29 protein-coding genes are annotated in these 26,698 nt (G+C 70.6%); 17 read left to right on the forward strand and 12 right to left on the reverse strand.

The genetic code is table 11. From position 1 onward, the window contains the following. Positions 1-102: 102 nt before the first annotated feature. Together ACIBG4_RS20995 and ACIBG4_RS21000 are read right to left on the reverse strand one after the other, a co-directional pair. Positions 103-777, reverse strand: coding sequence for a tyrosine-type recombinase/integrase (locus ACIBG4_RS20995; RefSeq protein ID WP_397203200.1), 675 nt, complete (start codon positions 775-777; stop codon positions 103-105). Between the two features lie 311 nt (positions 778-1,088). Beyond that, positions 1,089-1,667, reverse strand: a complete 579-nt coding sequence (locus tag ACIBG4_RS21000) for a TetR family transcriptional regulator (protein WP_355437785.1) — start codon at positions 1,665-1,667, stop codon at positions 1,089-1,091. 58 nt (positions 1,668-1,725) lie between these two features. Between ACIBG4_RS21000 and ACIBG4_RS21005 the strand changes: the two genes are divergently transcribed. Then, positions 1,726-2,871 carry an FAD-dependent oxidoreductase gene (locus ACIBG4_RS21005; RefSeq protein WP_397203201.1) on the forward strand — a complete coding sequence of 382 codons (1,146 nt, stop codon included), beginning with the start codon at positions 1,726-1,728 and terminating at the stop codon, positions 2,869-2,871. A gap of 311 nt (positions 2,872-3,182) precedes the next feature. On the opposite strand, the gene ACIBG4_RS21010 is transcribed toward ACIBG4_RS21005, so the two are convergent. Further along, positions 3,183-4,415 carry a hypothetical protein gene (locus ACIBG4_RS21010; protein ID WP_397203202.1) on the reverse strand — a complete coding sequence of 411 codons (1,233 nt, stop codon included), beginning with the start codon at positions 4,413-4,415 and terminating at the stop codon, positions 3,183-3,185. A gap of 118 nt (positions 4,416-4,533) precedes the next feature. On the opposite strand from ACIBG4_RS21010, the gene ACIBG4_RS21015 reads away from it, so the two are divergent. After that, positions 4,534-5,088: an ArsR/SmtB family transcription factor gene (locus ACIBG4_RS21015; RefSeq protein WP_397203203.1), complete on the forward strand. Its 555-nt coding sequence runs from the start codon at positions 4,534-4,536 to the stop codon at positions 5,086-5,088. Positions 5,089-5,365: 277 nt separating this feature from the next. Here ACIBG4_RS21015 and ACIBG4_RS21020 read toward each other — a convergent pair whose 3' ends face one another. The 5 genes from ACIBG4_RS21020 to ACIBG4_RS21040 form a co-directional block, all read right to left on the reverse strand. Continuing rightward, positions 5,366-6,109, reverse strand: coding sequence for an ABC transporter ATP-binding protein (locus ACIBG4_RS21020; protein ID WP_397203204.1), 744 nt, complete (start codon positions 6,107-6,109; stop codon positions 5,366-5,368). Continuing rightward, complete coding sequence (locus ACIBG4_RS21025) at positions 6,106-7,203, reverse strand: FecCD family ABC transporter permease (RefSeq protein ID WP_397203205.1); 1,098 nt, start codon at positions 7,201-7,203, stop codon at positions 6,106-6,108. The genes ACIBG4_RS21020 and ACIBG4_RS21025 overlap by 4 nt, the downstream gene beginning before the upstream one ends. Next, positions 7,200-8,201: an ABC transporter substrate-binding protein gene (locus tag ACIBG4_RS21030; protein ID WP_397203206.1), complete on the reverse strand. Its 1,002-nt coding sequence runs from the start codon at positions 8,199-8,201 to the stop codon at positions 7,200-7,202. Before ACIBG4_RS21030 ends, ACIBG4_RS21025 begins: the two co-directional genes overlap by 4 nt. A 162-nt stretch (positions 8,202-8,363) precedes the next feature. Next, positions 8,364-10,133 carry a cytochrome c oxidase assembly protein gene (locus ACIBG4_RS21035; protein ID WP_397203207.1) on the reverse strand — a complete coding sequence of 590 codons (1,770 nt, stop codon included), beginning with the start codon at positions 10,131-10,133 and terminating at the stop codon, positions 8,364-8,366. A 392-nt stretch (positions 10,134-10,525) separates the two neighbouring features. Then, a complete protein-coding gene (locus ACIBG4_RS21040; protein WP_397203209.1) occupies positions 10,526-11,128 on the reverse strand; it encodes a superoxide dismutase in 603 nt (200 codons plus the stop codon). 401 nt (positions 11,129-11,529) lie between these two features. On the opposite strand from ACIBG4_RS21040, the gene ACIBG4_RS21045 reads away from it, so the two are divergent. The 10 genes from ACIBG4_RS21045 (at position 11,530) to ACIBG4_RS21090 (ending at position 18,924) form a co-directional block, all read left to right on the forward strand. Continuing rightward, positions 11,530-12,036, forward strand: a complete 507-nt coding sequence (locus tag ACIBG4_RS21045) for a hypothetical protein (RefSeq protein ID WP_397203210.1) — start codon at positions 11,530-11,532, stop codon at positions 12,034-12,036. Between the two features lie 96 nt (positions 12,037-12,132). Then, a complete protein-coding gene (locus ACIBG4_RS21050; RefSeq protein WP_397203211.1) occupies positions 12,133-12,732 on the forward strand; it encodes a hypothetical protein in 600 nt (199 codons plus the stop codon). Positions 12,733-12,982: 250 nt separating this feature from the next. Then, the gene (locus tag ACIBG4_RS21055; RefSeq protein ID WP_397203212.1) at positions 12,983-14,059 is read left to right on the forward strand and encodes an ABC transporter substrate-binding protein; all 1,077 of its coding nucleotides are present in this window, start codon (positions 12,983-12,985) and stop codon (positions 14,057-14,059) included. Beyond that, complete coding sequence (locus ACIBG4_RS21060) at positions 14,052-15,149, forward strand: FecCD family ABC transporter permease (RefSeq protein ID WP_397203213.1); 1,098 nt, start codon at positions 14,052-14,054, stop codon at positions 15,147-15,149. Before ACIBG4_RS21055 ends, ACIBG4_RS21060 begins: the two co-directional genes overlap by 8 nt. After that, entirely contained in the window at positions 15,139-15,924 is a 786-nt protein-coding gene (locus ACIBG4_RS21065) for an ABC transporter ATP-binding protein (RefSeq protein WP_397203214.1), read from the forward strand. Before ACIBG4_RS21060 ends, ACIBG4_RS21065 begins: the two co-directional genes overlap by 11 nt. 471 nt (positions 15,925-16,395) lie before the next feature. Beyond that, entirely contained in the window at positions 16,396-16,968 is a 573-nt protein-coding gene (locus tag ACIBG4_RS21070) for a hypothetical protein (protein ID WP_397203215.1), read from the forward strand. A 42-nt stretch (positions 16,969-17,010) separates the two neighbouring features. Beyond that, positions 17,011-17,166: a hypothetical protein gene (locus ACIBG4_RS21075; RefSeq protein WP_397203216.1), complete on the forward strand. Its 156-nt coding sequence runs from the start codon at positions 17,011-17,013 to the stop codon at positions 17,164-17,166. Then, positions 17,163-18,263: a GNAT family N-acetyltransferase gene (locus tag ACIBG4_RS21080; protein ID WP_397203217.1), complete on the forward strand. Its 1,101-nt coding sequence runs from the start codon at positions 17,163-17,165 to the stop codon at positions 18,261-18,263. The genes ACIBG4_RS21075 and ACIBG4_RS21080 overlap by 4 nt, the downstream gene beginning before the upstream one ends. Positions 18,264-18,293: 30 nt before the next feature. After that, on the forward strand, positions 18,294-18,530 hold the full coding sequence (locus ACIBG4_RS21085) for a hypothetical protein (protein WP_397203218.1): 237 nt from the start codon (positions 18,294-18,296) through the stop codon (positions 18,528-18,530). Further along, a complete protein-coding gene (locus tag ACIBG4_RS21090) occupies positions 18,523-18,924 on the forward strand; it encodes an arsenate reductase ArsC (RefSeq protein ID WP_397203219.1) in 402 nt (133 codons plus the stop codon). Before ACIBG4_RS21085 ends, ACIBG4_RS21090 begins: the two co-directional genes overlap by 8 nt. A 25-nt stretch (positions 18,925-18,949) precedes the next feature. Here the strand turns inward: ACIBG4_RS21090 and ACIBG4_RS21095 are convergent, their stop codons facing one another. The 4 genes from ACIBG4_RS21095 to ACIBG4_RS21110 all read right to left on the reverse strand — a co-directional run bounded on the left by ACIBG4_RS21095 (position 18,950) and on the right by ACIBG4_RS21110 (position 23,058). Next, complete coding sequence (locus ACIBG4_RS21095; RefSeq protein ID WP_397203220.1) at positions 18,950-19,993, reverse strand: ArsO family NAD(P)H-dependent flavin-containing monooxygenase; 1,044 nt, start codon at positions 19,991-19,993, stop codon at positions 18,950-18,952. After that, complete coding sequence (locus ACIBG4_RS21100) at positions 19,990-20,337, reverse strand: metalloregulator ArsR/SmtB family transcription factor (RefSeq protein ID WP_310707102.1); 348 nt, start codon at positions 20,335-20,337, stop codon at positions 19,990-19,992. The genes ACIBG4_RS21095 and ACIBG4_RS21100 overlap by 4 nt, the downstream gene beginning before the upstream one ends. A gap of 142 nt (positions 20,338-20,479) precedes the next feature. Beyond that, positions 20,480-21,907 (reverse strand): FAD-dependent oxidoreductase, encoded by a 1,428-nt coding sequence (locus ACIBG4_RS21105; protein WP_397203221.1) that lies wholly within the window; start codon positions 21,905-21,907, stop codon positions 20,480-20,482. A 497-nt stretch (positions 21,908-22,404) separates the two neighbouring features. Next, entirely contained in the window at positions 22,405-23,058 is a 654-nt protein-coding gene (locus ACIBG4_RS21110) for a class I SAM-dependent methyltransferase (RefSeq protein WP_397203222.1), read from the reverse strand. A gap of 97 nt (positions 23,059-23,155) precedes the next feature. On the opposite strand from ACIBG4_RS21110, the gene ACIBG4_RS21115 reads away from it, so the two are divergent. The 5 genes from ACIBG4_RS21115 to ACIBG4_RS21135 all read left to right on the forward strand — a co-directional run bounded on the left by ACIBG4_RS21115 (position 23,156) and on the right by ACIBG4_RS21135 (position 26,698). Then, positions 23,156-23,788 (forward strand): LysE family translocator, encoded by a 633-nt coding sequence (locus ACIBG4_RS21115; RefSeq protein ID WP_397203223.1) that lies wholly within the window; start codon positions 23,156-23,158, stop codon positions 23,786-23,788. A gap of 84 nt (positions 23,789-23,872) precedes the next feature. Next, positions 23,873-24,643, forward strand: a complete 771-nt coding sequence (locus tag ACIBG4_RS21120; protein ID WP_397203224.1) for an NAD(P)H-binding protein — start codon at positions 23,873-23,875, stop codon at positions 24,641-24,643. A gap of 127 nt (positions 24,644-24,770) precedes the next feature. Continuing rightward, a complete protein-coding gene (pyrH, locus tag ACIBG4_RS21125) occupies positions 24,771-25,508 on the forward strand; it encodes a UMP kinase (RefSeq protein ID WP_397203225.1) in 738 nt (245 codons plus the stop codon). A gap of 162 nt (positions 25,509-25,670) precedes the next feature. Further along, the gene (locus tag ACIBG4_RS21130) at positions 25,671-26,168 is read left to right on the forward strand and encodes a pyridoxamine 5'-phosphate oxidase family protein (RefSeq protein WP_397203226.1); all 498 of its coding nucleotides are present in this window, start codon (positions 25,671-25,673) and stop codon (positions 26,166-26,168) included. 122 nt (positions 26,169-26,290) lie between these two features. After that, positions 26,291-26,698 carry a YciI family protein gene (locus tag ACIBG4_RS21135; protein WP_397203227.1) on the forward strand — a complete coding sequence of 136 codons (408 nt, stop codon included), beginning with the start codon at positions 26,291-26,293 and terminating at the stop codon, positions 26,696-26,698.

Here is a 26,698-nt window from a genome sequence, read left to right on the forward strand (position 1 = left end):
AGAGCCCACCAGAGCTTGACGGGCTCGATCGGGCCCTCACGCGGCGACGCAGTCGGGCGCGAAGCTCGGCTTGTTCAGGCGCTACGAATCTGCGTTGGTGGTTCAGGCTGAAGATGGGCGTAGTCCAGGCAACCCAAGGTGAACTCGCCGGGTGAGACGTTGGGTGTGGGCTCGCTTGTCGCGCAGGAAAGACATGGTGAGGTCGATTCCTTCGATTTCGCCGTGCCATCTTTCGGCCTCAGCCCGTTGACGCCGGGATATCAGGTCTTCCTGGATTTCGTCGAGTCTGGCCGGCATTTTCGGAGAGCCCTGAAGAACGGGGCAGCGAATGCAGGCATGCTCGTGGGCGCAGGGAGTGGCGTATGGGCGAGCGCAGGTCCCCAGTTCGGCCTTTCGCTTGTCGAAGTGTTCCTCGAATTCGGTCCACTCTCGATCGGTCGGGGGCCGATACTCGTCTCGCGCGCGCACAGCCCCGCGCCGCTCGAGGTATGCCTGGTAGTGGCGTGAGAGATCTTCATCGAAGATGGCGACGTAGCCACGAGTGGCCTGTGTGGACAGGTGGCCGAGTACGGCTGCGCCGATGTGGATGGGCGGTCCGTTGTTGATCAGATCGGTTGCGAAGATTCTGCGGAGATCGTGAGGTGTGAAGGCGAGACCTGCGAATTCTGGTCGTGTCTCGGCGGCGGATCGGCATATGCGGTCGAGGACGCGCCATATGGTTTGTGAGTTCATTGCTCTCTGCGAGGCGCCGATCTTTCGCTGGAACAGGAACGGCATTGGTTCGCTCAACACGCGTTCGTGCTGATCATACCGTTGCGCCAAAGAGCTCGACCTGGATCCAGCCGATCACCGGGTGAAAAGAGTGACGGTGCGAAATGGCCCCACCCTGGCAGGTCAGCGTTGGAGTGATCGTGCGATCTGTGGTCTCGGGGCCTGCTGCCCCCCGAACCCCTGCCCCGCGAGGACACCGTCCGCCCGCCGGGCGCGATGGTCATCTTCGCTCTCCAGCTCGTGACTGTTCGCTACCTCGGGTGCTAACTGGCTGATCCGCTGGAGCTCACCCGCCTCGGCGCGACGGGGCCGGCGGGTCACGGCCGCTGCTCGGCATGTCCCGTGCAGCCGTGCACGATGACCTGAACCACGTCCCGTACGACGTCCCTGGTGACGCTCCCCGGCGGCGCGCTGACCAGGGTGAACAGCGCGCCCGCGTAGAGGGTGATCATGGCGGGGATCCGCTCGCGCGGGATGGCCAGGCCGAGCTGGTCGTGGTGGCCGGCCGTGACCTGGATCGACGTGTCCTGCAAGCCCGCCAGCGCGGCTGCGAGCGCCGGTCGGCGGGCGCCCTCCAGTTGCAGTTCGAAGATCGCCAGATAGCGGCGGCGCAGGGTGGTCGCCGCGGTGAGCAGCGATTCCGTCAGCATGTCGGCCAGTGTCGCGGGCCGCTCGACGGCCCGGTCGGTGTCGGCGTGGTGCAGCTCGAGGATGCGCTCGGCAGCGGCCACCAGGAGCGCTTCGCGGCTGCGGAAGTAGTTGGAGGCCGTACCCGGCGGCAGGTCCGCCGCCTTCTCCACCGCGCGGTGGGTCAGCCCGTGCGCGCCTGACGACGCCAGCAGGTCGATGGCGGCGTCGGCGAGGGCTTGGCGGCGGGCCGGATTCGTGGGCGGCATGTGACCATGTTACCAATATCCGTACTAGTACGTACGTAGTGAATGAGCGGGAGGTCTCATGAGGATCGCGGTGGTCGGAGCCGGGCTCGGAGGGGTGGCGGCCGCGGTGGGGTTGCATCGCCAGGGCCACGAGGTGACGCTCTTCGAACGGGGCGCCGAGCTCCGGGAGAAGGGCACGGGGATCGTGGTCATGCCCAACGGGCTTCGCGCGCTGGACGACCTGGGGCTGGCCGAGGACGTTCGCAGGCGCGTCATGCACGCGACCAGCGGGGGGCTACGGGACCGGCATGGAAGGCCGCTCCTGATCGCCGACCTGGCCCAGGTGGAGCAGGGGATCGGGACGCCCGCCATGATCGACCGAGCGGAGCTGCACAGAGCCCTGCGCGCCCCGCTGCCGCCCGACCTCGTGCGAACCGCGACCCCGGTCGAGCGCCTGCAGCCCGACCCCAGCGGAGTGACGGTGATCAGCGACGGCGCGCCCGTCGCGAGAGCGGACGCCGTGATCGCGGCCGACGGCAGCGGCAGCCGACTGCGTGCGCAGCTCTTCCCCGGCCACCCCGGGTTGCGGCGGACCGGCCGGATGGACCTGCGCGGCATGCTGCCCCGCCCTCCCGGCCTGGCGCCGGACCTGCTCCTCAGCCAGTTGGTCGACCGCCGCAACGGGGCGATGTTCGGACTGTTCCCCGTCGGTGAGGACCGGTTGTACTGGTTCACCGACTCCCTCCTGCACGGCCCGCCGCCCGGCGCGGAGGAGGCGCGCCGGGAGATGCTGTCCCTGATGGCCGACTGGCATCCCCTCGTCACGGCACTGATCGGGGCCACGCCGCCCGAGGACATCTACGTCGACCCGATCGCCCGCCTGGCCGAGCCCCTGCCCTCGTTCGCGGTCGACAGGATCGCGCTGCTCGGCGACGCCGCGCACGCCATGTCACCCGACCTCGGCCAGGGCTCCAGCCAGGCCTTCGAGGACGCTGCCGTACTGACCCGCCACCTGAGCGGCGCCGAGCCGGCGGACGCCGTCGAGCGGCTCCTGCGCTACGACGCCGAGCGCAGGCCCCGCGCCAACCGCATGATGCTGGGGGCGGCCAGGCAGTCGCGGCTGACGTCCCGGACCGGGATCTCCGCGTGGCTGCGCGACCTGTCGCTGCGGGCCGTGCCGTCCCGGCTGGCCACTCGGCAGATCGCCACCCTCTGGCACGTCTGAGGGTGCGCCTGCGGCAAGGCCATCGGCGGTGCCGCCGTCACCGACGAGAACATGCTCTCCATGGCTCTCCACCTGCGCGGCCAGAACCTCAGCCTGCGCGACATCGCCGTCCGGCTCGTCATGTCAGCGATCGCCCGATGGAGCCGGGCAATGATCATAGAATTGAGCCACCCTGCGCTTGGGGCTGCGCGGGCGGGGAGCGCGGCAGGGTCTCCAAAGGCGCTCGGAACCCCGTCCGGAGTCAATGTCATGAAACAGCCGGCACAGAGCCGGGTTCGGTACATGATCGGGATCATCAGGCCCGGGAACCGCTACGGCGTGATCGCGTCGGCGGCCCGGGCCACCGGCTTCAGCAGTCGCCATCCCAGGGGCGCCAGGGCCAGCCACATGCACAGGACCGCGAACGGCATGAGGGCCTGGCGGCCGGGCCCGTCCAGCACTTCGTAGCTGATGAACAGGGCCAGGGTGGTCAGGACGAGTATCAGGGTCGTAGCGCTGATTCGCTTCAGGACGGCCAGTTGAATGATCAGGGCCAGGAGCCCGAGGTAGACAAGCTGGGTGCCGAATCCGTACAGGATGGGCTCGGCTGCCGGGATGCTTCGGATCTGCTGGTCCAGGGCCTTCAGCTGCGTGTGATTGTCGGTGGCGGACAGGACGTACAGGTCGACGAGCATCTCGGCGATCGAGGCGGTGACGCTGATCAGTGCCACCGCCAGGCTCACCCTGGCGAGGATCTGCGCGGCACCGCGGCTTCGGACCCGGCGAAACAGCTCGACGCAGGCGATGGCCAGCAGCACGAAACCGATGAGCCACACCGAATGCGCGATCGTCGCCCATGGCTCGACTCCTTCGTTGCCGCCTGACCTCATCAAGGTCCAGCCGCCGAGTTGCGCCACCGGCGCCAGGATGAGTGCCCACCCGGCGAGGGTCGCCCAGGTCGTCGCCGCGGTCCGGGTCGGGTCGGATGTGCCGCGGCGCAACAGTTCCCGTCCTGTCCGCAGGAAGGCCAGCCACAGGATCAGCGCCGATCCGGCCTGCGCCAGCCGCAACGGGATCTCCACCAGCAGCTCGGCGCCGTTGACCAGTACCGCCGCAGTCACCATGATCGCGAACAGTACGGTGGCCCTGCCCTGCGCCGCGAGGTGTATCGCCTGCACGACCAGCGCCAGGAACAGCAGCACCGGCCCGATGTCGTAGATGGCCGCCTGAACCCCGGGCAGGTCGTGGATCTGGCCGCTCAAGGCCTGCATGTCGGCGCGGTTGTCGGTGGAGAAGCCCACCACCAGATCGATCACCATCTGGATGAGCAGGCAGCCCGCGCCGATGACACCGACGATCAGCGAGCCGGTGGCCAGCATCCGCCCTCCCGAGGTGGTGTCCTTGGCACGTCTGTACAGCTCGACGCAGACGATCGCGTACATGACGTTGTTGAGGACCCAGGCGATGTGGGCCAGGGTCCAGCCGGGTTCCTGGCCACCGGCACCGCCCAGACGCATCAGAGCCCAGCCGGCCACGACCAGCAGTGGTGCGGTGACGAAGGACACCCCGGCGACTCGTTTCCCGTTCATGGACGCCGACCCTAGTCTTACAGAATTTTTTCTGCAAGTTTTTCTCTGCATATTTCTTTCTGCATAGCTGTCTCGGTACGGCTAGGCTGGTCACATGTCAAGGGAACCGGTCATGCACACCCCGGCGGCGATGAAGGCGCTCGCCAGCCCACTGCGGCGAGAGATCCTCAGACACCTCGCCCATCACGGCCCGGCCACCTCCACCACGCTGGCCAAAGCCATGGGCCAGAACACCGGGACCACCAGCTACCACCTGCGCATGCTGTCCGACACCGGTTTCGTCACCGAGCTGCGCGAGCGTGCCAAGGGGCGGGAACGCTGGTGGGACGTCGTCAAAGCCGACCGGCGGATGCCCGCCCGCGAAGAACTGACCGGCGCCGAACAAGACCTCGCCGAGCGGCTGGGCGACTCCCAGCTCGCCGAGGACCTACGGCTGCTGTCAGCCTTCGCCCACGACCGCGACGAGGACGGCGACTGGCAGCAGGGCTCTCGCGCCAGCACCTTCATGACCAAGGCACGGCTCAAGGAATTCCACGAGGAGTACCTGAAACTGGTGCACCGCTTCGGTGCCGACCACGACAACGCACCCGCCGACGCCCGGATGATCCTGCTGCGCTGGATCGGTTTCCCCGACCCCCGCGGCTCCTGATCCCCTCCACCCCGACGTCTTCCTTCGGAGGAGATACCGGGTCCAGATCCGCTTCCGAGATCACGAACGTGACCTACTGGTGGCCGCTTCTGACCGTCCCTCGGCCGGACCGGCGCACATCCAGATCATCCCGCGCCCTGACCGGCGAAGACGCCCCACAAAGCGTGCGCGATGAGCAGGCCCTGGCCGACGTAGGTGGCCGTGATGGACAGCAGCAGCAGGACCAGTCCGGCCGGCCGTCACCGGACCTGGGGCGACAAGGCAGGCAGCCGGGGGATCACTGCTCCTCCTTGAGCCGTTCGAAGACGAGCTGGGTGCGGTGGACGGCGCGCACTCCGTACACCTGGCAGATCAGGTCGGGGGTGAGGACCTGTTCCGGCGGTCCGCCGGCCATGATGCGGCCGGCGTTCATGACGTAGAGGCGGTCGCAGAAGGCGGCGGCCTGGTTGAGGTCGTGCAGGACGGCCAGCGTCGCGATGCCCAGCTCGCGGACCAGGTGCAGGATCTCCAGCTGGTGGCGGATGTCGAGGTGGGAGGTGGGCTCGTCCAGCAGGAGCAGGTGGGTCTGCTGGGCGAGGGCGCGGGCGAGCAGGACGCGTTGTTTCTCGCCGCCGGACAGGGTGGCGAAGACGCGTTCGGCGGCACCGGCCATGCCGACGCGGTCCAGCGCCCGCGCGGCCAGCTCCTCGTCCACAAGAGCGTCGGCCTTGTACGGGGTGCGCCCCATGAAGACGATCTCGGCCACCGTGAAGTCGAGGTCGGCCGGGGTCTCCTGGGCGACGACGGCGGTGCGCCGGGCGGCCTGGCGGGCGGGCAGCCGGTGCACGTCGTCGCCGTCCACGGTGATGAGCCCGGCGGCGGGGCGCAGCGCCCGGTAGATGGTGCGGAGCAGGGTGGACTTGCCGCAGCCGTTCGGCCCGACGAGTCCCACGAACTCGCCGTCGCCCACCAGCAGGTCCGCCTCGTGGACGATCGGGTGGCCGTCGAGCGCGACGGACACGCCGCGCAGGTCGAGCTTCACGTGACGCTCACCGCCCGGTCCACGGAGCGGCGGCGCAGCAGCCACAGGAAGAACGGCACGCCGAACAGCGCGGTGACGATGCTGAGCGCCAGCTCCTGCGGCGCGTTGACCGTGCGGGCGGCGACGTCCACGAGCTGGAGGAACACCGCTCCGAGCAGGGCGGTGACGGGCAGCACCCGGCGGTGGTCGGCGCCGACGAGCAGCCGGGCGGCGTGCGGCACGATCAGGCCGACGAACGCGATCGCGCCGCTGGTGGCCACCAGCACGCCTACCAGCAGCGAGGTCAGCACGAACAGGGTCAGGCGGAAGCGGTTGACGTTCACGCCGAGCGAGACGGCCGTCTCCTCCCCGGCGGCGAGCGCGTTCAGCGGGCGGTGCTGCAGCAGCAGGTACGTCACCCCGGCGGCGAGGACGACGGCGGGCAGCGGCAGCATGTGCCAGCGGGCGCCGCCGAGGCTGCCCATCAGCCAGAACAGCACCTGCTGGGCGGCCCGTCCGCTCTGGGCCAGTTGCAGGACGTAGCTGTAGGCGGCCTGGAACAGGTAGGCCAGCGCCACCCCGGCCAGCACGAGCCGGGACGGGGTGATCCGTCCGGAGCGCTGCGCCAGCACGTACACCAGCCCCAGCGCCAGCAGGGAGCCGGCGAAGGCGGCGGCCGACAGCGGCAGCCCGCCGAGCGCGGAGGCGCCGAGGATCAACACGAGCACCGCGCCGAACGAGGCACCGGAGGAGACGCCGAGCAGGAACGGGTCCGCCAGCGGGTTGCGCACCAGTGCCTGCAGCACCGCTCCGACCACCGCCAGCCCGGCCCCGACGAGGAGCGCCAGCAGCGCGCGGGGCAGCCGGAACTCCCAGACGATCTGCTCCTGCACCGGGGTCCAGGTGCGCGGCACCAGGCCGGGGACGAGGCGGTCGGCGACGATGCCCCAGGCCTGGGGCAGGGCGACGTGCACCGCGCCGATGCTCACCGCCAGCCAGGTCGAGGCGACGACGGCCACGATGAGCACGGCGACGAGCACGAGGAACCGGCTCGCGCGGCGGTTCCTGGGCACGAGCGCGGTCTGTGCCGGGTTCTGCTGGGTTGTGCTGGTCACTGGGTGAAGGCGTTCGGATGCAGGAAACGGGCGATCTCGGTGACGGCCAGGATGTTGCGGTAGCCGGGGTGCTGGGCGGACACGGGGAGCGCGAGGAAGCGGTTGTCCTTGGCTGCCGGGCTGTTCCTGGCGATGGCGAAAGCCTCGGCGGCCTTGGCCGGCGAGCTCGGCGTCTTCTCGCCGCGCAGGGTGGCGTAGTCGCTGACCAGGACCGCGTCGGGCTGGGCGGCGCTGATCTTCTCGGCGCTGACCTCGGTGTAGTCGCCCTTGACGTCGGCCAGCACGTTCACCCCTCCGGCCAGGGTGATCATCTGGTGGGTCAGCCCGGCGCCGCCGTAGGCGTTGACCGGGCCCTTGCCGCCGTCGGTGGCCAGCACCTTGACCGGGGTCCGGCCGGCGACGCGCTTCCTGACGTCGGCGAGCTCGCCCTGCAGTTCGCTGATCAGCTTGTCGGCGCGGTCGGGGACGCCGAAGATCGCGCCGAGGTCGCGCAGGTCGGCGAAGGTCTTGTCGATGGTGAACTCGAGCACCTGCTCGGGGCTGCACCAGCCGCCGAGGATGTAGACCGGGGTGCCGGCCGCGTTCAGCTCGTCCACGGTGGCGTAACCGCCGGCCGAGTCGAAGCCGGCCATCGCGTTGTCCAGGACGAAGTCCGCGCCCTGGGCGAGCATGACCTCCTTCTGCGGCAGCATGATCGTGTCGGAGACCTCCGGGATCTTGTCGTACAGCTCCTTCTGCCCCGGCAGGAACGCGCTCTCGGAGAAGTTCGTGCGCCCGGCGATCCGGTCGCCCAGGCCGAGGGCGAGCAGGGTCTCCAGGGCGGGCTGGTAGCCGGTCACCACCTTGGCGGGCGGCTTGTCGAAGGTGAGCTTGCGCCCGCAGTTCTCGATCGTGACCGGGAAGCCGGCCTGCGGCTGCTGCTCGGCCTGTCGAACGGCGGGCGCCTGCGAGCAGGCGGTCAAGGTCAGGGCCATCGTCAGGATCAGGAGTCGTCTCATGCCGACACCACCGCCTCCAGCAGTTCACGGTCGCGGGTGATGAGGGCCGGGGTGCCGACCCGTTTGCAGGTCTATTGCTGTTGCGAATAATTCGCAAGAAGCACCGTAAGTGGCGGAAGGGCGCCGGTCAATGTGTGTCCACCTTGCGAAACCGTCGCCGGCTCAACGGACCCGGGTCAGGGCGTCCATCCTGAGCCATGCCATGCGGACGGCCAGCGCGGCGAGCGCGGTCAGGGGGAGGAGCATGGCCACGGCTCCGGCCAGCCGCTGGTCGCCCAGGACGTCCGGCACGCCGGGCGGGGCGGCGAGTTCGAACCATTCGCCCGCGAGCTGCGGGCCGAGGATCAGGTACGCGCCCAGGGCGACGTGAACCGCGGTCACCACGGCGAGGAGCCGGACGCGGGCCGTCCAGGAAACCGGATGAGGCAGCGGGTCCACGCCGTCCAGCACCCGGAACACCAGCAGGCCCGCACCGAGGAAGAGGAACTCTGTGAGCACGTGCGGGGCGTAGCCGGACAGGGACCAAGGCAGCCATGGAGTGGCATAGAGCAGGAGGAACGCGACCGGGTAGGCGATCACCAGAACTCGGGGGCCGGGCAGCCGCCAGGAGCCCGGTGACGCGGTGGTGGCCTGGGCCGCGAGCGTGAGCGGGGCACCCAGGCAGAGCAGCAGGGGCGAGACCACGGTGATCGCGGCGTGCTGGAGCGCGTGGACCGACAGCATTGCCCGCGCGTACCCGCCCACGCCGCCGAGGAGCACGAACGCGGTCAACGCCAGGCCGGCGGAGAAGGCGAGCGTCCGGGAGGCCGGCCAGCCGGGCACCCTGCGCACGCCCACCCAGTAACCGGCCGCCGGCAGGGCGAGGAGCAGCAGGATCGCCGGATCCAGGCGGACCTCGGTGACCAGCGCCGACGGGCTGAAGGGGGCGAGGGCGTACTCCAGGACGAGGTGCTCGTGGCCGCCGCCGCTGCCGGGCGGCGGTGGTGTACGGGACAGGCCGACGGCCAGCCCGATCGCGGCCGCCATCACCGTCACCTCGCCCGTCGCCAGCCGGACGAAGGTCTGTCGCACGCCGCGGTCCGCGACCTCCGCGACCGTGTGGCGGCGGTGGTTCCAGCCGAACAGCCCGAGGAGCACCAGGGCGGCCGTCTTGGCCAGCAGCAGCTGCCCGTACCCGGTCAGCCAGAGGTCGGACGGCGTGCCGAGCCGCACCCACGCGCTCGCCACGCCCGAGACCGTCACCGCCGCGAAGCAGCACAGGGCGACCGTGCTGAACCGGGGCAGCACCACCGGCAGGTCGGGGGAGCGGCGGAAGTGGACGAGCACGGCGCCGAGGCCGCCCACCCAGACCGACACCGGCACCAGGTGGGCCATCAGGGCCGAGATCGCGATGTCGTGGTCGCCGGCCGAGGCCGCGTGGCCCACGTACGCGGGCGGTAACAGCCCGAACGCGGCGACCGCCAGGCGGGCCCACACCGGAGCGCCGGCGGACACGGCCACCACCAGCGCCACGCCCAGCACCAGCAGCAGGGCCTGGGTCTGCGGGATGGACAGGCCGAATTCCAGCATGTCGGGCGAGGTCAGCAGGTTGACGACGGGCAGCGGGATGAGGTCCGACAGGGTCGCCAGGTAGCTGAGCGCGGCCGTGAATGCCCAGCCGAGCGCCCACCACCCGGCGGCGCGCACGCACCTCCCGGCCTCGGGGGAGCCGGCGGGGGCGAGGGTGGCCGCGGTGAGCGTTCCGACGCAGGCCAGCGCGCACACGTCGTAGCAGAGACGGACCAGCGGCAGACCCCAGACGGTGACCGGCCCGGCGGTGGGCAGCCCGGGGATCTCCGGCTCGATCGCGCCGCCGTACCGCAGGACGACGACGAGCACCACCACGCCGGCGGCGACCGCCGTCCCGGCGTACATGCGCTCCGACACCTTCATGGCGGCTCCGCCAGGCTAGGGCGCCCGCCGCCGCGAACGCCGCGATGGGGGGCAGGAGGTGCGACTCCCGAATGGTGCCACATAGGCACAAGTGCGGCCATGCATGTGCTGAGGTACGCGCTCGACCGGCCGCCGGTTCAGACACTGCCCCTTTTCTGCGCATCCGGGAACGCGGTGGTGCGCTCTGGCAACGTGGCGGCGTGTGCGCCGGCCGTCCGATGATCCGCGCGCTGCGTGCGGCGGCGTTCACCCCTCGCCTGCCACCACCCTCGCCGCAGAGAGCATGTGGCGTACGTCGCCTGACGGGACGAGACGAATGTCGAGGGGGCGGCGCCCGCCTGGCCCCGCGGACCAAGCTCGGGCCGGGCGGGCGTCGCCGGCATGGGGGTGCGTTACGCGCCGCGGGCGGCGTCGTAGCGGGCGATGACGTCGTTCCAGTTGATCAGGCCCCAGAGCTTCTCGACGTAGTCCGGGCGCACGTTGCGGTACTGCAGGTAGTACGCGTGCTCCCAGGCGTCGAACACGAGCAGCGGGGTGGTGTTCATGCCGACGTTGCCGTGGTGGTCGTAGACCTGCTCGACGACCAGGCGGCGACCCAGGGGCTCCCAGGCGAGGACGCCCCAGCCGGAGCCCTGCACGGTGGCGGTGGCGGTCGTGAGCTGCTTCTGGAAGGCCTCGAAGGAGCCGAAGTGCTCGGTGATGGCGTCGCCCAGCTCGCCGTCGGGGCGGTCCCCGCCGTCGGGCGACAGGTTCTGCCAGAAGATCGTGTGCAGAACGTGCCCGGACAGGTTGAAGGCGTACGTCTTCTCCAGCCCGACCAGGCCACCGAACTCGCCCTTGCCGCGCGCCTCGGCCAGCCGCTCAAGCGTGTCGTTGGCGCCCTTGACGTACGCGGCGTGGTGCTTGGCGTGGTGCAGCTCAAGGATCTCGCCGGTGATCGCGGGCTCAAGCGCCGCGTAGTCGTAGGGCATGTCCGGAAGGGTGTACTCACCCATGATGTCTCTCCTCCAAAGACGCCTACTTGCAAATAGCTCGCAACAACCATAGCTGTGCAATTAGCTTGCGTCTTGATCGGCATGCCGACAGCGCCGGCACCAGCCGGTGCAGACGCAGGCCGAGGTGGGCCGTGGCCTCGTCGAGGTTGACGTTTCGTGCCGGACGCGTCCGCACGGCGAAGGCGAAGGGCATGGACAGTCAGGGGGCGTCGGCGGGCCAATGGCGGCGGCTGTCTCGGGATGCTCGGCACCGAGGTGGTCACGGCCGCCCGATCCCAGGACGCCCGTACGCCATAATGTTGCTCCTGCATATCTGTCGCAGTTGGGTGGGGACGAGGACGGGATCGCCAGTGGTCGATCAGAGCGACGCTGGGCCTGCCCCGGTTGCTGTGGAGACGTTCATGCTCCGGGCAGGGGTCGACGGGCGCTGGTTCTACCGGCGGCTCGCGGCAGTGCCCGGCCCGGGAGAGAGCCCTGACGAGGTCGCACGCCGGATCAGCGGTACATCGGCGGACGATCCGGCCACTGTCGTGCACTCGACGAGCTGGCGTCACCGGCCTGAGGGGCAGGTGGTGCTGACCTATGCCGTGTGTCCCGACCCGGCGCCCCACCTGCCCGCCGAAGAACTGCCGACCTTGGACATCGCGCGGGGCAAGGCTCCGGCGACGCCTACGCCGGAGCAGATCGACGTCGTCAACGTGGCCGGCCACGCCATCCGCCACCTGGCGTTCCTGATGGCCACGGACGACGTGGTACGCCGCGCTCTGTCGCGCCACCCCTCCATCGCCTCTGCCATGGAGGGGCTGGCGTGGGAACTGGCGCCCGCCCTGCAACTGGCCGGGAACGCCGCCCGCCAGCGAGTCCTGCCCTGCGCTCCCACCTCGATCTCACTGGGGGCGCCGCGCTGAACCGGGCGACTCCGTGCCGCGTATCACCGTCTACAGGCGTCGGCTTGATCCGGCGGCGGGTAGGGCGCGGCAGTGGTGTGAAAGGATCTGCCCACTATGGGTCCGTTCTCGGCGGTGAGGTGGGTGCGCGCGGCGAGCTTCGCCGCCACATGCGCCGCCTTGGCCACGCTCGGGCACCTGGCCGGTGGGGGCTTCTTCGACCCCGCGGCGGCGATGGGCGGCTTCCTGCTCATGCTGCTGCCCGCGCTGGCCGTGACCGGGCGCGAGCGCACTCTGGCCTCCATCCTGCCCGCGACGGCCGCGTCGCAGGTCGTCCTGCACATTCTGCTCGCCCAGAGCACCGGCCGGCGGCAGGCGCAACATTGCGCGGACATGGCCGGGATGGCCCACGTGTCGCACGCTGGTTCGCTGAGCTTCGGGATGCTGCTCGTGCACGCGGCGAGTGTGGTCCTCACGTCTGTCTGGCTGCGGTGGCTGGAGGAGGGCCTGTGCGCCCTGGCACGCCAGCTCGCCGGCTGGGTGCTGCGCCCCCTCGTGGTCCTGTTCCTCATGGCGGCCGGTTGGGTCTCCGCCGGGCCGCGGGTGGTCACTCATGCGTTCGGGGACGAGAACGCGCGCATCCGGGTGTACCTCAGGCATGTCCTCGTGCTCCGTGGACCGCCTGGAGGGCCGGCCACGCCCGCAGTGGCTTTGTGACCTGGTGATCCTTCGACGGCAGCTTGTGTCCTTGAGCGTGCCGTAGGGCGCCGCACGCGCGGTCCGCCATGCCTGGACGTCAGCGTGCCCGGAAGCAGACCGCTGCCCGGGGACGTGGTCCCGGCCGTGATCCTCCTGTCGCCATCTGTGGGTTCCCCGGCCCTGAGCCGGGCGCCGCCGCGCCGGTCGCCGGCATGGACGGCGGTGGCATGCGTCTGCCCAGACTCGATCCACGGAGAGCCCGAAACCCATGAACTTGTGTCGTTCCTCCATCGCCGCCGTGGCCGCGCTCGTGGCCCTCACCGCCGCCGGTTGCGGCGCCCCCGAGGTGTCCTCCGCCGCGCCGGCGGAGACCGTCACCGCTTCCGGCGGCCGGACCACCTACCCCCTGAGCTTCGACAACTGCGGCACGCGGGTCACCTTCGCCAAGCCGCCCCAGCGCGTGCTGATCCTCAACGGCACCAGCGTGGGCGAGGTGGAGAGCTTCATCCTGCTCGGCCTGGAGAAGAACATCCTGGCCAACGCCCAGAGCTACGGCGTCTCCGACGACCCGTCCATGATCGAAAGAATCAGGGCCCTGCCGACCGGCGGCCTGACCATGAACAAGAACTTCGACGTCCCCGCCGAGCAGGTGCTCAAGCTCAAGCCCGACCTCGTGGTGTCCACCTGGTCCGGCGGGTTCGACGCCAAGCAGGGCTTCGCCACCCGAGAGCAGCTCGCGGCCGCCGGCATCACGTCACTGGTCAATCCGGTCAACTGCGCGATGGGCAAGCCCGAAGCGACGGAGGAGGAGAAGCGCGCCTACAGCAACCAGTCGATCAACTCCTCGCTGGAGTTCATCGTCCTGCTCGGCCGGGTGTTCGACGTCCAGCCGCGCGCGTTCGACCTGATCGGCAAGCTGCGCGCCCGCGTGCAGGCCGTACGGGACCGGGTGGCGGGCCGGCCCGCCAAGAAGGTCCTCATCGCCTATCCCGGCATGTCCATGATGAACGCCAACGGGCTGCCCGCCGTGATGACCGGCGGCATCTACGACGACGTGATCAAGGCCGCGGGAGGCGTCAACGCCTTCGCCGGCCAGACCGCCGACGCCACCCGCACCCTCAACAAGGAGCAGCTCGCCACCGCGCAGGTGGACGTGCTGGTGGTCGGCCTGTTCACGCCGCAGGAGAAGGGGGAGGAGGAGGCGGCCAAGCTGATGGCCGCCTACCCGCACTGGGCCGCGTCCAAGACCAGGACCTACACACTGGTCTCCGACGGCGTCTACCTCGGCCCGCTCAACGCCTTGGCGGTGGAGAAGATCTCCAAGGTGGTTCACCCCGGTGACTGACACCCTTACCTCCGCGCCGGAGACCAGAGCCCTGCCGTCCCGGCGCCCGCACCTCATCTCCGGGCCCGCGACCGGGCTGCTGCTGACCGGCCTGATGGCCGGGCTCGTCGCGGCGCTGGTCGTCGGCATCTCCGTCGGCTCGGTCAACCTTCCCCTCGGCCAGGTCTGGGGAGTGGTCCGGGACCACCTGACCGGGCGGGGCGCGCAGGCCGACCCGCTGCTCAGCCAGGTCGTCTGGGACATCCGCACCCCACGGGCGCTGCTGGCCGCGCTCTCCGGAGCCGGGCTGTCGGTGGCCGGGGTCGCCCTGCAGGCCCTGGTGCGAAACCCGCTCGCGGACCCCTACGTCCTCGGTGTGTCCTCGGCGGCGTCCCTCGGAGCCGTGCTGGTCCCGGTCGTCGGCAGCACGGCCATGGCCGGCGCCTTCGGTGTCACCGGCGCCTCGTTCGCCGCCGCGATGCTGTCGGCGCTGCTGGTCTACCTGCTGGCCCAGCGCTCGGGACGGCTGCTGGACTCGTGGCTGGTGCTGACCGGGGTCGCCGTCGGCTACCTGTGCACGGCGGCCACCACGTTCGTGCAGCTCCAGCTCAACCCGACGGAGCTGCAGGGCATGATGTTCTGGCTCATGGGGAGTGTCGCCGGCGCCTCCTGGGGCGACCTGGGCGTGCCCGCCCTGCTCATCGTCGCCTGCATGGCGTGGCTGTCGCTGCAGGCCCGCGCGCTCAACGCCCTGCTGGCCGGCGAGGAGGCCGCCGTCGCCATCGGGGTGCCGGTGGCCGTCCTGCGCATCGGGCTGCTGGTGGCCGGGTCGCTGCTGACGGCCACCGTGGTCAGCGTCGTCGGGGGGATCGGCTTCATCGGGCTGATGATCCCGCACATGGTCAGGTTCCTCGTCGGCGCCGACCACCGCCGGGTGCTGCCGGTGTCGCTGCTGACGGGGGCGCTGTTCCTGGTGCTGGTGGACCTGGCGGCGCGGATCGCCGACCGGCCCAACGAGCTGCCGGTGGGGATCTTCACCACCGGGCTCGGTGTGCCGTTCTTCCTGTGGCTGTTGCGCCGCCGGGCGCGTGGAGGCACCGATGCGGCTTGACCTCGAGGGCGTCAGCGCCAACATCGACGCCCGTCCCATCGTCGACAGCGTCGACCTGACGGCCGGGCCGGGCGAGTTCGTCGCGCTGGTCGGGCCGAACGGCAGCGGCAAGTCCACGCTGTTGCGGACGGTCTACCGGTCGCTGCGGCCGTCCAGCGGCGTGGTCCGGCTCGACGGGGAGGACCTGTGGCGTATGCGGCCCCGCCAGGCCGCGCTCCACCGCGCCGTGCTGCCGCAGCACAGCCAGATCGCCGAGGGACTGTCTGTCGCAGAGGTGGTCGCCACCGGCCGCCACAGCCGCAAAGGGCCGCTCGAACGGGACAACGACACCGACCGGGCCATTGTCGTCACCGCGCTGCGACGAGTCGGCATGGACGGCGCGGCCGATCGCCTGATGACCACCCTGTCGGGCGGCGAGCGGCAACGCGTCCTGCTCGCCCGCGCGCTGGCGCAGGAGGCCCCACTCCTGGTGCTCGACGAACCCACCAACCACCTGGACGTGGGATCGCAGCTCCTCCTGCTGGACCTCATCCGCTCCCTCGGCCTGACCCTGCTGGCCGCGCTGCACGACCTCGACCAGGCCGCCGCCTACGCCGACCGGGTCGTCGTCCTGCGCGACGGCAGGGTCGCCGGGCACGGGCCGCCCCTGGAGGTGCTGACCCCCGCATTCATCGAGGAGGTCTTCGGCGTCCGCGCCCACGTCGGCCCCCACCCGATCACCGGGCGCCCGCACATCGCCGTGGCGTCGCCGAGCGTCAGCGACCAAGAGAGGTGAGCTTGCACATGCGCGACAGGCTTGCCGGTCTCTGACGAACCGCACGGCCCCGGCCCGGAATTCCGGATCATCGGGCTTGGATATCGATGATCTGGTACAGCCGTCCGGGGTCGAGCCCGCCCATGGAATCAGTAGCGTCTGTCCAGGGATTCGTCACGGGCGGGGGCAGCCTGAGGGCACATGGCCCTGGAAATCATCGGCAAGCGATGACAACGAACGAAAGCGTCATCGCACATCACCCGCAGGACAGGGCGATTTCGTGCGGGTAGGGACCACGCGAGATCAGAACCAGGCCTCACCTCGTCCGAGCTGGGGGCGAGGGGCAGGCGCTCGACCCGGCCCGTGTCATGGGCCGAAAGAGCTGGACTTGGTCCCGTACACTCTTCGCACATGCGATTAAGGTTGATCTTTACCCTTTTCGCCCTCTACGCCATAGCCGCTGCACCCACCTTCTTCCCAGGAGATGGGCGAGTGATCGTGCAGCCTGCGGCGAACGACGCGGTTGAGGTCTACTTCACGCCGGTCGACCTCGTACTGCTCAGGTCCTACGAGGGCATCGAGCCGTTCAGTCGCGCTTTGGAGATCGCTCAGCAGCGGGCCGAGACCTACCCGCACGATCTTGCCCCGCCGTACATCCTGCATGAGCCGTACCGGCTCGTCGCACCATACGTCACCGCGCGCGGACGCGAACTGGCGACGCCGCCGATCTCCGGGGAGTACTGGTCGAGCGGGAAGAACGTCCGCTTCAGGACCGTGCCTCAGCTGAGACCGGTGGAGAACAGCCAGGCGGAGCTGAAGACGTTGATGGAGAAGGACAGCGGGCCGTTGGAGGAGACGGAGTCTTCTCTGAGCATGGGCATCGAGCCGGAACTCAACCGGACGGTTCTCAGAGTGAACGCGTTCGACCAGGATATGCGCCACAGATTGGCCAGGCAGTATGGCGGACTGATCGCTGTCCGGTGGGAGCCCTTCGCCCATCGAGCGACGCTCGCTCAAGAAGCCTCAAGCAGTGGATCACGCAATGGCCCATCTTCGCCCGGGTGATTCGTCCACCGGTCATTTTCCCTCAGGTGGGTGACAGGCTGGGTGACAAAGATCCTGGCCGAGGTGCGGTTCGTCCTGGTCGAGCGGCAGGGCACATCCAGCCTGTACCGGATCAACGAGGCGTGCGTGAGCTGCTTCCCCACGGCTGCCGACGTGGTGATGGGCAACCCGGCGCCCGCCGCGCCGGCCTGTGCGTGAAGGAGATCCTCATGGCGAAGGATGAGATCGTCGACCGCTACTCCAGCCTGGCCCGGGCGGCGCTGAGCGGCGAGACGGTGCTGGATCTCGGCTCGGGCGGCGGCATCGACGTGCTGCTGTCGGCCCGTCGCGTCGGCCCGCACGGCAAGGCGTACGGGCTGGATGCCAGTGTCGACATGCTGGAGCTCGCCCGGCGTCACGCGGAGCAAGCGGGCGCGACCAACGTGGAGTTTCTGCACGGCACCATCGAGGACGTCCCGCTGTCCGATCGGTCGGTCGACGTGGTCGTGTCCAACTGCGTGATCAACCTTTCCGACGACAAGGCGGCGGTGCTCGCCGAGGCGTTCCGGGTGTTGCGGCCGGGCGGCCGGTTCGGGGTCAGCGACGTCGTCACCGCCGACGAGGCGGCCGCCGACTCCGGGCGGCGGGAGGCGGTCGAGGGGCGCATCGGCTGCTCGGCCGGCACGCTGTCCGTTGCCGGCTACCAGGAACTGCTCGGCCGTGCCGGGTTCGTCGGCATACGGATCACGTTGACCGCCGATCATGGCGAGGGCGTGCACTCGGCGATCATCCAGGCGGCCAAGCCGGCCATCGGGCCCGGGATGGAGATCCGGCCGATGCGCGACAGCGATGCCGAACAGGTGCTGGCCATCTACCAGGCGGGGCTGGACAGCGGGCATGCCAGCTTCGAGACGGTCGCACCGAGTTGGGAGGGCTTCGTCACGGGCAGGCTGCCACACCTGCGGTACGTCGCCGCCGATACCGAGACCGGTGAGGTGGTCGGCTGGGTGGCCGCCTCCACAGTGTCCCCGCGTCCCGTCTATGCCGGGGTGGTCGAGCACAGCGTCTACGTCCATCCCGGCTGCCAGGCGCAGGGCATCGGCCGCGCCCTGCTGACCGCGTTCATCGCCGCCGGCGAGGACGCCGGAGTCTGGACGATCCAGTCCGGGATCTTCCCGGAGAACGCGGCCAGCCTTGCCCTGCACCAAGCGCTGGGCTTCCGCGCGGTCGGCACCCGTGAGCGTGTCGGCTGTCATCGGGGTACCTGGCGCGATGTGCTGCTGGTGGAACGGCGCAGTACGGTCATCGCCTGCTGAAGCCCCGGCCGGCCTGGCCGGCCGGCGTCAATGATGCCCTGCCTCAGGACGTCGAGGCCCGCCTTCTCCGACACCTTCGCCGGCATCGCCCCGGCCTCGCTGCCCGGGTTCATCCTCGCGCAGCTGATCGGTGGCGTTGTGGGTCTGGTGCTGGTGCGTGGCCTGTTCGGCCGGCATGCGACAGGGTCGAATGCCGCGTCCGCAGCAGACCTCGCGATCCCGAAGCCTGAAGACCAGAACAACCGGAAGGAACCCGCTCATGAGTGACAGGCCCAGCGTGCTGTTCGTCTGCGTCCACAACGCCGGACGCTCCCAGATGGCCGCCGGCTGGCTCACCCATCTGGCCGGCGACCGTATCGAGGTCCGCTCCGCCGGGTCCGCGCCCGCCGATCAGATCAACCCCGTGGCCGTCGAGGCCATGCGTGAGGTCGGCATCGACATCACCACCGCCCGGCCCGAGATCCTCACCACCGAGGCCGTCCAGACCGCCGACGTGGTCATCACCATGGGCTGCGGCGACGCCTGCCCGATCTTCCCCGGCAAGCGCTACGAAGACTGGGAACTCGACGACCCGGCAGGCCAGGGCATCGAAGCCGTCCGCCCGATCCGGGATGGGATCCGCGCCCGCGTCGAGAAGCTCATCACCGAGCTGACCGGTTGAGCAGAGCCTTCGGGCTCCGGGCCGCTCACTGACGGTTGCCCAGGCCCGCGATGATCTCCGCGACGGTGTCTCTCGCGGTACGGGCGGCGCCGATGAGCGTGGCGGAGGCCGGGCCGGTCCAGTCGCCGTAGCCGAGCAGGTGCAGGCGGGGCTCGCCGACGGCGCGGGTGCCGTGGGTGGCGATGAGGCCGCCGCGTCGCCGGAGCCGTAGCGGGGTCAGGTGGCCGAGGGCGGGACGGAAGCCGGTGCACCAGATGATGACGTCGCAGGCCAGGCCCGTGCCGTCCGGCCAGGAGACGCCTTCAGGAGTGATCCGGTCGAACATGGGCTCGGCCTTGAGCACGCCGCGGTCGCGGGCCTCCCGGACCGGTGGGACGGCGACGATGTCGCCCAGGTCGCCGATGCCGCCTCCGCCCCGCATGCGGCGGGTGGCCAGTGCGAACAGCGCCCGGCCGTCGACGTCGTCGGGCAGCAGACGGGGCGGGCGCAGGGCGGCCCAGGTGGTGTCGGCGACGGTGGAGACCTCGGCCAGGATCTGCGCGGCGGAGTTGGCGCCGCCGACGATCACCACGCGCCGGCCGCGGAACGGCTCCGGGCCGCGGTAGCCGGCCGTGTGGAGCTGCTCGCCCTGGAAGTCGCGGATGCCGGGACAGTGCGGAACATACGGTCGCCACCAGGTGCCGGTGGCGCTGATGACGATCCGGGCCTGCCAGGTGCCGGCGTCGGTCTCGACTGTCAGGCGCTCGTCGCCGCGTCGTACCGCGTGGGCCTTCACCGGCCGCAGCACGGGCAGGTCGTAGCGGCGCTCGTAGTCGGTCAGGTACGCGACGGTGTCGGCCGCGCCCGGGTATCCGCCGCCGGGCGGGGAGGGCATCATGCGGCCGGGCAGGGAGCTGTACTGGGCGGGGGAGAACAGCCGCAGCGACGGCCAGGCGTGCCGCCACGCGCCGCCGGGGCGGTCCTGGGCGTCGAGGATGGCGAAGTCGGCGCCGGCTCGGCGCAGATAGTAGCCGGCGGCCAGTCCGGCCTGGCCGCCGCCGATGACCAGGACGTCGACCGGACGCGTCACGCGGAGACGGACTCGGCCAGCGGGGCGAACAGGGCTCCGAGCCTGTTCACCGCCTCAGGGATGATCCGGTAGTACACCCAGGTGCCGCGCCGCTCGCCGCTGATCAGCCCTGCGGTGCGCAGCACTTTCAGGTGGTGGGAGATGGTGGGCGCGGTGAGGTCGAAGGCGTCGGTCAGGTCGCACACGCACGCCTCGCCGCCCGCGTGGGAGCCGATCATCGACAGCAGGCGCAGCCGTACGGGGTCGGCGACCGCCTTGAGCATGACCGCCAGATCGGCCGCGTCGCTCTCCGACAGCGGTTCACGCGCTATGGGGGCGCAGCACTGGATCGTGACCGCGGTCATCCAACCCTCCCTGATTCGAAGTTCATCGAAATTCTAGGCGATGGTAGGCAAACGGCGCGAACGCGGAGATCGTGCACACCGGACTCCGCGGCGGCCTGGCTGCGTGGGGGAGGGCATGCTCACGAGGATGCGTCGGGTCTGGTCAGCCGCAGCAGCCGCCGCCCTCGGCAGCGGACACGCCGGCCAGCGGCAACGGTGCGAGCAGCAGGCCGCCGCTGATCCCGGTGGCCAGGCCGACCCGCTGCTCCTGCGCTTCGGCCAGGTTCGAGGAGCACACGCCGGTCTCGGGCAGCTCGAGTCGGACGTCGCGGGCCGCCTCCCAGTCGCCGGCGAGCGCGGCCACGACCGAGCGCACCTGCTCGTAGCCGGTGGCCATGAGGAACGTCGGCGCGCGGCCGTAGCTCTTGACGCCCACGGCGTAGTAGCCGGGCTCGGGGTGGGCGAGCTCGTCGGCGCCGTGGGCGGGCACGGTGCCGCACGAGTGGGCGTTGGGGTCGATCAGCGGGGCGAGGGCGCGGGTGGAGCCGAGGATCGGGTCCAGGTCCAGGCGCAGCTCGGAGGCGATGGAGTGGTCGGGGCGGTAGCCGGTGGCGCTGACGATGGCATCGACGGTCACGGTCTGCTCGGCTCCGGACGGATCGCGGCTGATCACGGTGACCTGGCGGCCGTCTGTGGTGACGGTGTGGGTGAAGAAGCCGGTCAGCAGGGTGATGCGGCCGGACTCGACGTGCGCGCGCAGGCGGGTGCCGAGTGCGCCGCGGGCGGGGAGCGCGTCGGCCGCGCCGCCGCCGTAGGTGCGGGCGGCGCCGCCGGCCCGGATGGCCCAGGTGATCGGCGTGTCCTCCAGTTGGGCGAGGGCCAGCAGCGTGGTGGCCGCCGAGTGGCCCGCGCCCACGACCAGGGTGTGCTTGCCCGCGTAACGCTCGCGGTCGGCGCCCAGCACGTCCGGCAGGGCGTGGTCGACGAACACCGTGTCCTCGCCGTGGGCGGGTATGCCACTGGCGCCGAGCACGTTGGGTGTGCGGTAGGTGCCGGAGGCGTCGATGACCGCACGGGCACGCAGCTCCTCACCTCCGTCCAGGCGGACCAGGAAGGGGACGCCTTCGCGGCCGTCGGTGCGCACCCTGTCGTGGCCGAGCCGGCTGATGGCGGTCACCTTGGCGCCGGTGCGTACGCGGTCGCCCAGGCGTTCGGCCAGCGGGGCGAGGTAGGCGTCGATCAGCTCGGCGCCGGTGGGCAGCCAGTCGGGATCGGGAGCCGTCCAGCCGGCGGCTTCCAGCAGCCGGCGGGCAGCGGCGTCGATGTCGAACTTCCACGGGCTGAACACGCGCACGTGGCCCCACTGTGCGACCGAGGCGCCCACCTGCTCGCCCGCCTCCAGTACGACGAACTCCATGCCGCGCTCGGCCAGGTGCGCGGCAGCGGCCAGCCCGACCGGGCCGGCCCCGATCACCACGACCGGAAGGTCGCCGAGCTCCGGGGCAAGGCCGTGTGGCTGGGGCGTGGTTCGCACCCGCGGTCCGGACTGCTCGACGGGAGCGGCCGCAGGGCCGCAACATCCACCACTCATGATCTTTCCTTTTACGCCGGGGTGTTGTCGGGGTTCAGCGGGCCATCAAGGCGGCGATGCGAGCGCGCTCGATCGCAGCGCCGGCTCGGCGGGTGCGGTCACACATGCGGCCGGTTGCCTCGTGGAGAGAGACGGGCCGGGGAAGTCGGCGGCGGGACAGGAAGCGCATCGTCACACCCTTGCTTTGATATCGATCTAAGTAGCCTGGAGTGTGCCCTCTGATTAGAGAAATGTCAAATTAGACTCTGATCTAATCAGAGAGGTGCATCCATGCCCAGTGCGGCGGAGGCCAAAGCTGCCTGCCGGCTCGGCCTGTCGCTCCCCGGGATGGAGTCCCGGATCCGAACTGACCGGCCGGACCGGGGATCAGCCGCAGGCTCCCGGGGAGCAGTCGGCGGGCGGGCAGCATGCCTGCGAGGAGACCTGCAGGTCGCTCAACGCCCGTCCGATGGGAGCCGGACGGCCGATGGCGTTCTCCGCGATGCGCGGTGAAGGCGTTACCGGGCGGGCCTGCGGGTGACGAACACGTACTCGCGGCTGTCCTCGGTGAACGGCTCGCCGGCGAACCCCCCGTACAGCGCCTCCACCTCCAGCCCCGCCACGTCGATCAGCCCGAGCCACTCGTTCTTCGTCGCCCACCAGGACGAGCTCGTCGCCCCGTCGTCCAGCACGAGGTCGATCCGATTGTCGCCCACGGCGAAGCGAGTCGTGTGCGGCACCGGCTCCGACTGCCGCGTCCCGTCGAAGCGGGCGGCGATGTGGTGGTCGAAGGCGAGGGCGTTCCAGGCGAAGCGGCCCCCCGGGCGCAGCGCCGCGGCCACCCGCTCGAAGACGCGGCGGCGGTCGGCCCAGGTGGGCAGGTGCTGCAGCGACCGGAACGGGCAGTAGACCAGCGCCGCCGGCTCCTCCAGGGTGAGCTCGCGCATGTCGCCCTCGCGCAGGTCGAGCCGGACGCCCTGCTCGGCGGCGTGCGTGCGGGCCTGTTCGAGCATCGCGGGTGAGAGGTCGACGCCGATGACCCGCCGCCCGGTCGCCCGCGCGACGGGAACGGCGACCCGCCCGTTCCCGATCGCCAGCTCGACGAGCGGCCCGTCCGCCTCTCTGGCAGGGCGACGTAGAAGGCGGTGTCGGCCGCCATGTGGCCCGACCATTCCGCATATCGACGCGCGAACGCCTCGTCCCAGGTAGATGTCACGCCCTTTTTCCTCCGAACAGTTGCACTTTTCGACACCATGGGAGAATTTGACTATGCCTATCGACCCCCACCTTCTCGCACTCTTCAGCGTCACCACGATCATCGCGATGATCACACCGGGGCCGGACATGCTGTTCGTGCTGGGATGCGGGATGCGCGGCGGCCCGCGGGTCGGCCTGCTCGCCACCGCGGGCGTGGCCACCAGCGAGGCCATCCACGTCGCCGTGGCGGCCGCGGGCCTGGCGGCGCTGTTCGAGGCGGTGCCGGTCGCGTTCACCGTGGTGCGCATCGTCGGCGCCGCATACCTGATCTACCTGGGCGTCCAGGCCATCCGCAAGCGCGACGACAGCCCCATGGACGTGGCGGTGGGCGGCGGCAGCATCACGGGGCGGCGGGCGTACCTGAGCGGGCTGATGACCAACCTGCTGAACCCGAAGATGGTGACCTTCACCATCGCCTTCCTCCCGCAGTTCATCAGCCCGGGCCTGGGCCAGGTGTGGCTGCAGTTCGCGATTCTCGGGGTCATTCTCATCGCGCTGGAGTTCCTCGTGGACGGCGCGGTCGGCGTCCTCGCGGGCCGCATCGGCGGCTGGCTTCGCCACCGCCGCGCCGCCCGCCGCCGCATCGACGTCGCCACGGGCGGCATCTTCGTCGGGCTGGGCGTGACGCTGGCGCTGGAGCGGTGATGGCGGCGCGCGGAAAATGAGTGGCGGCGGGGCCGCCGGTGGTAGTGCACTGGAGCGACCGTTTCCCGAGGGAGTCTGCTCACAGTGATCGCCGTCTCGGCCGCCTCCGGCGCGCTCGGCCGCCTCGTCATCGACCGTCTACGCGCGCGGGCGGAGGTGGTGGCGGTGGTCCGCGATCCCGTACGGGCCCCGGCGGGCGTCCCGGTACGGCGCGGCGACTACGACGACCCGGCGAGCCTGCGCGCGGCCTTCGAGGGGGTCGAGCGCCTGCTGCTGATCTCCTCCCCGGAGCTCGACACCCCCCGCAGGATCGCCCAGCACCTGGCCGCCGTGACCGCCGCCGCGGACGCCGGCGTCGGCGCCATCGCCTTCACCAGTTTCCTGGGCGCCGACACCGCAGCCACCGGCCTCACCGAGGCCTATCACGCGACGGAGCAGGCCATCCTCGCCACCGGCCTGCCGTACACGTTCCTGCGCCACCCCTTCTACAGCGACGCGTTCCTACCGCGGATCACCGGCGGAGAGCTCATGAGCAGCACCGCCGGCCGCGGTCTGAACACCGCGTTCCGCTCCGACCTGGCCGAGGCCGCCGCGAACGTGCTGGAGAGCCGGGCCCACCTCGGCCGCGCCTACGACTTCACCGGTCCGCTGTGGAGCCACCCCGAGGTGGCCGAGGCCCTGGGCGTCGCCTACCGCGAGGTGCCGGACACCGGCCCCGGCCCGATGAGCTGGATCAACGGCCGGATCCGGGCGGGGGAGCTGGAGCGGCAGACCCCCGATCTGGAGGCCGTGCTCGGCAGGCCCGCCGAGACGGTCGTCTCCCGCCTTCTCGCGAAGTCCGTACATGATGCCTGACCTGTGTCACGTCGGCGGTGAAGTCGCCGGCCGAGGCCCACGTGCATCCGCGAACGGGGCCGTGTGACGGTGTGCGCGTACTCTTGATCGGGTCGCCGAGCGCGCGACCGCAGAAGGGATCGCGGGCATGCGTCGTTACTCACGTGTCGTGGTCAAGCTCAGCGGCGAGGCACTCTCGGGAGAGGCCGGCTGGGGCACCGACCCGGCGAGCCTGGCCCAGCTCGCCGACGAGATCCTCTCGGTCCACGACCTCGGCGTGCAGATCGCCGTGGTGATCGGCGGCGGCAACTACTTCCGCGGGCGCATGGCCGAGGGCTGGGGCATCGGCAGGGCCGAGGCCGACAACATCGGCATGCTCGGCACCGTCATGAACGCGTTGATGCTGCGCGGCGTGCTGACCGCCCGCTCGGAGACGGACGTCCGGGTCATGACGGCCGTGCCCATGCAGAGCGTGGCCGAGCCGTTCATCCGGCTGCGCGCCGACCGGCACCTGCGTCGCGACCTGATCGTGCTGCTCGCCGGCGGCATCGGCCAGCCGTACGTCACCACCGACTATCCCGCCGTGCAGCGGGCCCTCGAACTCGACGCCGACGCCCTGCTGGTGGCCAAGCGAGGCGTGGACGGCGTCTACGACAGCGACCCGAACCTCAACCCGGACGCCGAACGCTTCACCACCCTCACCTACCGGGAGGCGCTGGCGGCCGGGGTACGGGTCATGGACGAGAGCGCCTTCGTGCTCGCCAACGAGCAGGGCCTGCGCATGCACGTCTTCGACGTCGCCGCCCGGGGCGTCATGCGGGCGATCTGCGAGGGCGAGGACATCGGCACCCGCATCACCACCGACGACCCGGCGCCGCCCGCCTAGTACCGGGTGACTGCCATGTGCATCCGCCAGGCCCTGGGCGTCCTTCCGGAGACGAACCAGGCAGGAAATTCCGCACGCTGAGGATGTCGAGAATGCTCTCCCGGCTCCGTCCCAGGGGCATCAGCGGCCACCACGGGCCGCCGCGGACGGAGGAGAGCCACCATGATCCCGTACGAGATCGCCGAGATCCTGAGCCGGCCGATCAGCCAGGAGCTGCTCGCCCGCGACCTGACCCGCCTCGCCTACATCGCCAAGGACGGCACCCCCCGCAACGTCCCGATCGCGTTCACCTGGAACGGCTCGGAGATCGTCATGTGCACGACGAAGAACGCCCCGAAGCTCCCGGCTCTGCGCGCGAACCCGGCGGTCGCCCTGACCATCGACACCGAGGCGCACCCACCCAAGATCCTGCTCATCCGCGGCCGGGCCGAGCTGGACGTCGTCGACGGCATCCCGGACGAGTACCTCCAGATGAACGGCAGCTACCAGATGACGCCCGAGCAGCGGGTCGAGTGGGAGGCGGAGGTGCGCTCGCTCTACGACGGCATGGTGCGGATCGTGGTCACGCCGACGTGGGCCAAGCTGATCGACTTCGAGACGACCCTGCCGAGCGCGGTCGAGGAGCTCGTCCGGGCGCGCGAAGAACGCCGGAGCGCCTGAGCGGGACCCGCGCACACAGCCGCCGGAAAAAGATTCACGGCGGGATGTCGAGAACCCGCGCGCGACTCCGTCCCCGCAGTGAACACCGGCCACAATGGCCGTACCGCACAGAGGAGAACACGATGGCCAAGTACCTGTTCCTCAAGCACTACCGGGGCGCGCCGGCAGCGGTCAACGACGTGCCGATGGACCAGTGGACGCCGGAGGAGGTCACGGCCCACGTGCAGTACATGGGGGACTTCGCCGCCCGGCTCGAGAGCACCGGCGAGTTCGTCGACAGCCAGGCGCTCTCCCCGGAGGGCACGTTCGTCCGCTACGACGGCGAGGGACGTCCGCCGGTCACCGACGGCCCGTTCGCGGAGACCAAGGACCTGATCGCCGGCTGGATGATGATCGACGTCGAGAGCTACGAGCGGGCGCTCGAACTGGCCGCCGAGCTGTCCGCGGCCCCGGGCGCGGGTGGCAGGCCGATCCACGAGTGGCTCGAGGTGCGCCCGGTCCTGTCCGAACCCCCGACCATCACGGAGTGA

It is taken from the genome of Nonomuraea sp. NPDC050383, assembly GCF_044459125.1.
GTDB lineage: Bacteria > Actinomycetota > Actinomycetes > Streptosporangiales > Streptosporangiaceae > Nonomuraea.

Coding starts and splice junctions, on each gene's coding strand:
- ACIBG4_RS21135 (WP_397203227.1), top strand. CDS start 26,291: ATGGCCAAGTACCTGTTCCTCAAGCACTACCGGGGCGCGCCGGCAGCG.
- ACIBG4_RS21030 (WP_397203206.1), bottom strand. CDS start 8,201: ATGAGACGACTCCTGATCCTGACGATGGCCCTGACCTTGACCGCCTGC.
- ACIBG4_RS21055 (WP_397203212.1), top strand. CDS start 12,983: ATGAACTTGTGTCGTTCCTCCATCGCCGCCGTGGCCGCGCTCGTGGCC.
- ACIBG4_RS21040 (WP_397203209.1), bottom strand. CDS start 11,128: ATGGGTGAGTACACCCTTCCGGACATGCCCTACGACTACGCGGCGCTT.
- ACIBG4_RS21100 (WP_310707102.1), bottom strand. CDS start 20,337: ATGACCGCGGTCACGATCCAGTGCTGCGCCCCCATAGCGCGTGAACCG.
- ACIBG4_RS20995 (WP_397203200.1), bottom strand. CDS start 777: ATGCCGTTCCTGTTCCAGCGAAAGATCGGCGCCTCGCAGAGAGCAATG.
- ACIBG4_RS21065 (WP_397203214.1), top strand. CDS start 15,139: ATGCGGCTTGACCTCGAGGGCGTCAGCGCCAACATCGACGCCCGTCCC.
- ACIBG4_RS21015 (WP_397203203.1), top strand. CDS start 4,534: ATGTCAAGGGAACCGGTCATGCACACCCCGGCGGCGATGAAGGCGCTC.
- pyrH (WP_397203225.1), top strand. CDS start 24,771: ATGCGTCGTTACTCACGTGTCGTGGTCAAGCTCAGCGGCGAGGCACTC.
- ACIBG4_RS21000 (WP_355437785.1), bottom strand. CDS start 1,667: ATGCCGCCCACGAATCCGGCCCGCCGCCAAGCCCTCGCCGACGCCGCC.
- ACIBG4_RS21085 (WP_397203218.1), top strand. CDS start 18,294: ATGATGCCCTGCCTCAGGACGTCGAGGCCCGCCTTCTCCGACACCTTC.
- ACIBG4_RS21045 (WP_397203210.1), top strand. CDS start 11,530: ATGCTCCGGGCAGGGGTCGACGGGCGCTGGTTCTACCGGCGGCTCGCG.
- ACIBG4_RS21130 (WP_397203226.1), top strand. CDS start 25,671: ATGATCCCGTACGAGATCGCCGAGATCCTGAGCCGGCCGATCAGCCAG.
- ACIBG4_RS21005 (WP_397203201.1), top strand. CDS start 1,726: ATGAGGATCGCGGTGGTCGGAGCCGGGCTCGGAGGGGTGGCGGCCGCG.
- ACIBG4_RS21115 (WP_397203223.1), top strand. CDS start 23,156: ATGCCTATCGACCCCCACCTTCTCGCACTCTTCAGCGTCACCACGATC.
- ACIBG4_RS21110 (WP_397203222.1), bottom strand. CDS start 23,058: ATGGTCGGGCCACATGGCGGCCGACACCGCCTTCTACGTCGCCCTGCC.
- ACIBG4_RS21050 (WP_397203211.1), top strand. CDS start 12,133: ATGGGTCCGTTCTCGGCGGTGAGGTGGGTGCGCGCGGCGAGCTTCGCC.
- ACIBG4_RS21035 (WP_397203207.1), bottom strand. CDS start 10,133: ATGAAGGTGTCGGAGCGCATGTACGCCGGGACGGCGGTCGCCGCCGGC.
- ACIBG4_RS21105 (WP_397203221.1), bottom strand. CDS start 21,907: ATGAGTGGTGGATGTTGCGGCCCTGCGGCCGCTCCCGTCGAGCAGTCC.
- ACIBG4_RS21090 (WP_397203219.1), top strand. CDS start 18,523: ATGAGTGACAGGCCCAGCGTGCTGTTCGTCTGCGTCCACAACGCCGGA.